The 5512-nt window shown below is 70.2% G+C and carries 4 protein-coding genes and 1 tRNA gene; 2 read left to right on the forward strand and 3 right to left on the reverse strand.

Going from position 1 to position 5512, the window contains the following annotated elements; translation table 11 throughout:
• Positions 1-80: 80 nt before the first annotated feature.
• Positions 81-1871, reverse strand: coding sequence for an FAD-dependent oxidoreductase (locus ACE3Q8_RS23030; RefSeq protein ID WP_374473242.1), 1791 nt, complete (start codon positions 1869-1871; stop codon positions 81-83).
• A gap of 294 nt (positions 1872-2165) precedes the next feature.
• Here ACE3Q8_RS23030 and ACE3Q8_RS23035 point away from each other — a divergent pair, with 294 nt between their 5' ends.
• Positions 2166-2339 carry a hypothetical protein gene (locus tag ACE3Q8_RS23035; RefSeq protein WP_374473244.1) on the forward strand — a complete coding sequence of 58 codons (174 nt, stop codon included), beginning with the start codon at positions 2166-2168 and terminating at the stop codon, positions 2337-2339.
• Positions 2340-2415: 76 nt separating this feature from the next.
• Here ACE3Q8_RS23035 and tig read toward each other — a convergent pair whose 3' ends face one another.
• Entirely contained in the window at positions 2416-3774 is a 1359-nt protein-coding gene (gene tig, locus ACE3Q8_RS23040) for a trigger factor (RefSeq protein ID WP_374473248.1), read from the reverse strand.
• A 182-nt stretch (positions 3775-3956) separates the two neighbouring features.
• A tRNA-Leu gene (locus ACE3Q8_RS23045) sits at positions 3957-4041 on the reverse strand.
• A gap of 96 nt (positions 4042-4137) precedes the next feature.
• Between ACE3Q8_RS23045 and ACE3Q8_RS23050 the strand changes: the two genes are divergently transcribed.
• Positions 4138-5364, forward strand: a complete 1227-nt coding sequence (locus ACE3Q8_RS23050) for a glycosyltransferase (protein ID WP_374473246.1) — start codon at positions 4138-4140, stop codon at positions 5362-5364.
• Positions 5365-5512: the final 148 nt, after the last annotated feature.

A 5512-nucleotide genomic window follows, 5' to 3' on the forward strand; every position in this document is an offset into this window, starting at 1 on the left:
GTTGGCGCTGGCCGAGCCCGAGCCGTTGACGTTGGCGAACTTGACGACGAAGTCGTTCACGCGCGGTCCGACACCACTCACTACCGGCTCTGGCATGCGTGCTCCGCGTGCGTGACCTCGAGGTAGAACTTCTGCATGTCCCACGCGCCGGTGGGGCAGCGCTCGGCGCACAGCCCGCAGTGCAGGCAGACGTCCTCGTCCTTCACCATCACCCGTCCGGTGGGCAGGGCGCCGGACACGTAGAGGTCCTGGGTGAGGTTTGGGGCCGGCGCCTTCAGCCGGGTCCGCAGCTCACCCTCCTCCCCCGGCTCGGTGAAGGTGATGCAGTCCATCGGGCAGATGTCGACGCAGGCGTCGCACTCGATGCAGAGGGGATCCGCGAACACCGTCTGGACGTCGCAGTTCAGGCAGCGCTGGGCCTCCTTGAGCCCCAGGTCCCGGTCGAAGCCCAGCTCCACCTCCAGCCGTACGTCGCGCAGCGCCTCCACCTTGGGCCGCAGCGGCACCCGGTAGCGCCGGTCGTTGGAGACGTCGTTGTCGTAGCTCCACTCGTGGATGCCCATCTTCTGGCTGACCAGGCTCGCGCCCGGCGGCGGGCGGACCGCGACGTCCTCGCCCTCGCAGAACCGGTGGATGGAGACCGCCGCCTCGTGGCCGTGCGCCACGGCCCAGATGATGTTCTTCGGACCGAAGGCTGCGTCGCCCCCGAAGAAGACATTGGGCAGGGTCGAGCGGAAGGTGACCGGGTCGACCACCGGCATGCCCCACTCGTCGAACTCCAGGCCCAGGTCGCGCTCGATCCAGGGGAAGGCGTTCTCCTGGCCCACCGCCACCAGCACGTCGTCGCATTCGTAGTGCTCGTCGGGCGCGCCGGACGGCACGAGCCGGCGCCGCCCCATGTCGTCGTAGCGGGCCTCGACGACCTCGAAGAGCACGCCGGTGAGCCGGCCACCCTCGTGGGTGAAGGCCTTGGGGACCCGGTAGTTGAGGATCGGGATATCCTCGTGCAGCGCGTCCTCCTTCTCCCAGGGCGAGGCCTTCATCTCCTCGAACCCGGAGCGGACGATCACCTTCACGTCCTCGCCGCCCAGCCGGCGCGAGGTGCGGCAGCAGTCCATGGCGGTGTTGCCGCCGCCCAGCACGATCACCCGCCGCCCGATGCGGTCCACGTGGCCGAACGAGACGGAGGAGAGCCAGTCGATGCCGATGTGGATGTTGGCCGCGGCCTCCGCCCGCCCCGGCAGCTCCAGGTCCCGGCCACGCGGCGCGCCGGAGCCCACGAAGACCGCGTCGTAGCCCTCCGCCAGCAGGGCCCGCAGGCTGTCGACGCGCTCGCCCAGGCGCAGCTCGACCCCGCCCAGCGCGGTGACGTAGCCCACCTCCTCGTCGATGACCGCCTCGGGCAGGCGGAAGCGCGGGATCTGCGAGCGGATCATCCCGCCGCTCTTGGCCTCGGCATCGAAGAGGGTGAGGCGGTAGCCCAGCGGCGCCAGGTCCCGCGCCACCGTCAGCGAGGCGGGTCCGCAGCCGACCAGGGCGATCCGCCGGCCGTTCTCCGCCATCGCCGGCGGCGGCATCAGCGCCGCCACGTCCCCCTTGTTGTCGGCGGCCACCCGCTTCAGCCGGCAGATCGCCACCGGCTCCTCCTCCACCCGGCCCCGCCGGCAGGCCGGCTCGCAGGGGCGGTCGCAGGTGCGGCCGAGCACGCCGGGGAAGACGTTGGATCGCCAGTTGATCATGTAGGCGTCGGCGTAGCGGCCCTCGGCGATCAGCCGGATGTACTCGGGGACCGGCGTGTGGGCCGGGCAGGCCCACTGGCAATCGACGACCTTGTGGAAGTAATCGGGGCCTTCGGTACGCGTGCGCTGCAAGACGGCTTCCTTCCCGACCACGCTCTACTCCCGCGGCGGCGAAGGCGAACTCTGGCCTGGCCAGAGAGGGCCCGCCGTCACGACGCGGCGTCCGGGATCGAGGTTAAGGCCCGTTCCGGCGCGAAGCCAACCGGATTCTGACCCGCGTTCGGCGATTTCGGGTCTGCGGACGTCCTCCCTCACGGGATCGTCAAGGCCGGCGCCGCGAGGTCACCCTAGGCGGCGAGACAGCGTAAATGATACCTTAACAGCGGGAGGTCCCCGGGGGAGCGGGGATCCAGGGAGAACCGCCCGATGGCCCCCGAGACCGACGTGCTCACTGTGCCTGCGTCCCCCGCCTACGAGCCCGCCGTCGCCCTGCCGCCCGAGCGGCCGGAGGACGACGCGCCGTCGCCGCACCAGGAGATCAACGCGCGCCGCGCGCGCGTGGAGAACCCCGAGCTGCTGCGCCGCCTGCGCGGCCTCTAGCCCATCGCCGGCCAGGAAATGAAAACGCCCCCGGAGTGACCCGGGGGCGCTTCGAATGCGTGGCTGTCGCCGCCGATCAGGCCGAGTAGCCTTCCGGCAGGTCGTCGTCCTTCATGAGGTCGTCCTTGGAGACCTTCTTGTCGGCGACCGTGGCCTTCTCGACGATCAGGTCCACCACCTTGTCCTCGAAGATCGGGGCGCGGAGCTGGGCCTGGGCGTTCGGGTTCTGGCGGAACAGGTCGAACACCTGCTGCGCCTGCGGGCCGTAGCGCATGGCCTCGCGGCGCATGGCCTCGGCCAGCTCCTGGTCGGTCACCTGGACGTTGTTGGCCCGGCCGATCTCGGCCAGCACCAGGCCCAGGCGCACGCGGCGCTCGGCGATCTTGCGGTATTCGGCCTGGAGCTGCTCGTCGGTCTTTCCGGCGTCGTCCTCGGGCAGGCTGCCCTGCTCCTTGTCCTGCTGGACCTGCTGCCAGATCGAGGCGAACTCGGCCTCGACCATCTTCGGCGGCAGCGGGAAGTCGTGCTTGGTGTCGAGCTGGTCGAGCAGGGCGCGCTTGAGCTTGAAGCGGCTCGCGCCCGCGTACTGCTGCTCGAGGTTGGTCTTGATGAGCTCGCGCAGCTTCTCGAGGTTCTCGACGCCCAGGCGCTCGGCGAAGGCGTCGTCCGCGGCGGTCTCCGCCGGGGCCTTCACTTCCTTCACCTTCACCTCGAAGACGGCTTCCTTACCGGCGAGGTTGGCCGCCTGGTAGTCTTCCGGGAAGGTGACCTTCACCTCCACGTCGGTGTCCGGCTTGGCGCCGATCAGTTGGTCCTCGAAGCCCGGGATGAACTGGCCCGACCCCAGCACCAGCTCCGCGTCGGTGGCCGTACCGCCCGCGAAGGCCTCGCCGTCCAGCTTGCCGACGAAGTCGATGACGACCATGTCGCCGTCCTTCGCCTTCACGGCCTTGCCGGTGCGGGTCTCGTAAGTCTTGTTCTGCGAGGCGAGCTCGTTGACCGCTTCGGTCACTTCCTCGTCGGTCGGCTCGTACACCGGGCGCTCCAGCGACAGCGTCGCGGGATCCACCGGCTCGAACTCGGGCATCAGGTCGACGGCGATCTCGTAGGTGAGGTCGGCCTTGCCCTCGATCACCTCGTTGATGTCGCCTTCCGGCTTCAGGTCCGGGTCTCCCGCCGGCCGCAGGTTGTTGTCGGTCAGCACCTTCTGGGTGGTCTCGGTGAGCGTCTGCTCGACCACCTCGCCCATCAGCGCCTTGCCGTAGAGCCGGCGGACGTGGGCCGGCGGCACCTTGCCGGGGCGGAAGCCCTTGATGTTGAGCGTCGGCGTGATCTCCTTGATCCGCGCCTCCAGCTTCTCGGTCAGGTCTTGGACGGGCACCGTCACGCCGTAGACGCGGCTCAGGCCTTCACCGGACTTCTCAACGATCTGCATCGACATTCTGGAACTTCCGGACGCCGCGTCGTCTCACGCGTTCCGCCCGCCTTCAGTGTGAAATGGTGAGCGCCGCCGGAGAGGCTCCGGCGGCGGGGCGGCGACTTATGTCATGCGCCACGCCCGTGTCCAAGCGTTTAGGCGCAGGAGCCGTCCGGCCAGGCCCGGCGGGCGCGGCAGGATGGTGCGGATGAGAGGACTCGAACCTCCACGCCTCGCGGCGCTGGAACCTAAATCCAGTGCGTCTACCAGTTCCGCCACATCCGCGTGGCCCGGCGACAGCCCTTAGGGCAGAAGCGGCCCCGCCGCCAGACCTCCCGAGGGCGGGGGTGACACCCGCGCGGCCGGCGCTATGAAGGCGCCATGCGGTCCGGCGTCGTCTTCGTCCACAACAATTTCCCTGCCCAGTTCCGCGATCTGGCGCAGACGCTGCTGGCGCGCGGGGTGCCCTGCGCCGCCATCGCGGCCCACACCGCACCGGGGCTGCCGGGCGTGCGGCAGGTGACCTACCGGCTCGGGCGCGGCACCACGCCGGGCATCCTGCCGCTGGCCGTGCGCGCCGAGGCCGACATGCTGCGGGCCCGGGCGGCGTACAAGGCCGGCAGGGCCCTGCAGGAGCAGGGCTTCGATCCCGCCGTGGTCATCGGCCACCCGGGCTGGGGCGAGACCCTCTACCTCGACGAGGTGTGGCCGCAGGCCAGGCGCGTGCTGTTCGCCGAGTTCTTCTACCACGGCCGCGGCGTCGACATCGGCTTCGACCCCGAGTTCGGCGAGCCCAGCGAAGAGGCCATCCTCCAGGGCAAGACCAAGAACGCCACCATGGCGCTCGCCCTCACGGACGCCGACGCCATCGTCTCGCCGACCCCCTTCCAGGCCTCACTGCTGCCCAGCGTCTTCGCCCCACGCGTCCGGATCTTCCACGAGGGCGTGGACGTGCAGGCGATCCGCCCCGGCCCGGCCGAGCCGTTCGTCCTGCCGGATGGCCGCGTGATCCCGCCCGGCGCCCCGGTTATCACCCACATCAACAACAACATGGAGCCGATGCGCGGGCTGCACATCTTCGCCCGCGCCCTCCCCGCCCTGATGAAGGCCGTGCCGGACGCGCAGGTCATCGTCATCGGCCAGGAGAGCAAGCGCGGCTACGGCGGGGCCGCCCCGGACGACAAGACCTGGAAGCAGGTCTGCTTCGAAGGGCTCGAGCTCGATGAGACCCGGCTGCATTTCCTGGGCCGCGTGCCGCATCCGCAGATGCTCGCGGCGCTCCGGCTCTCCACCGCCCACGTCTACTACAGCTACCCCTTCGTGCTCTCCTGGTCTCTTTCGGAGGCCATGGCCAGCGGCTGCTATGTGATCGGGTCGGACACCCCGCCGCTGCGCGACGCCATCCAGGACGGCGTCAACGGACGGCTGCTGCCGTTCTTCGACCCGCAGGCGCTGTCGGAGGCGCTGATCGACGCCTGCCGCCATCCGGAGGCGAGCGGCGGAATGCGCGCCGCGGCGCGGGCCACGGCGCTCCAGATGTTCGACCGGGAGAAGGGCCGCGCGGCCTGGATCGACCTGCTGCGTGGGCTGGGCGTCGAAATCCCCTAGCCGCAGCGGATCTCGCGGATGACGCCGGTCGCGGCGTCGAAGAAGAAGTTCAGGCGGTCGGGGCTGAAGTCCTGCGTCACCGGGCAGGTGGTGCAGGCGACGCGCTGGCGGGCGGGATGCACCGGCACCGGGATCTCGCTGCGGGGCC

The sequence above is a fragment of the Phenylobacterium sp. genome (genome assembly GCF_041913825.1).
Taxonomy (GTDB): domain Bacteria; phylum Pseudomonadota; class Alphaproteobacteria; order Caulobacterales; family Caulobacteraceae; genus Phenylobacterium.

What these genes read in the sequence shown, in the direction of transcription:
- ACE3Q8_RS23050 (WP_374473246.1), top strand. Translation starts at nt 4,138, where the DNA reads ATGCGGTCCGGCGTCGTCTTCGTCCACAACAATTTCCCTGCCCAGTTC.
- tig (WP_374473248.1), bottom strand. Translation starts at nt 3,774, where the DNA reads ATGCAGATCGTTGAGAAGTCCGGTGAAGGCCTGAGCCGCGTCTACGGC.
- ACE3Q8_RS23035 (WP_374473244.1), top strand. Translation starts at nt 2,166, where the DNA reads ATGGCCCCCGAGACCGACGTGCTCACTGTGCCTGCGTCCCCCGCCTAC.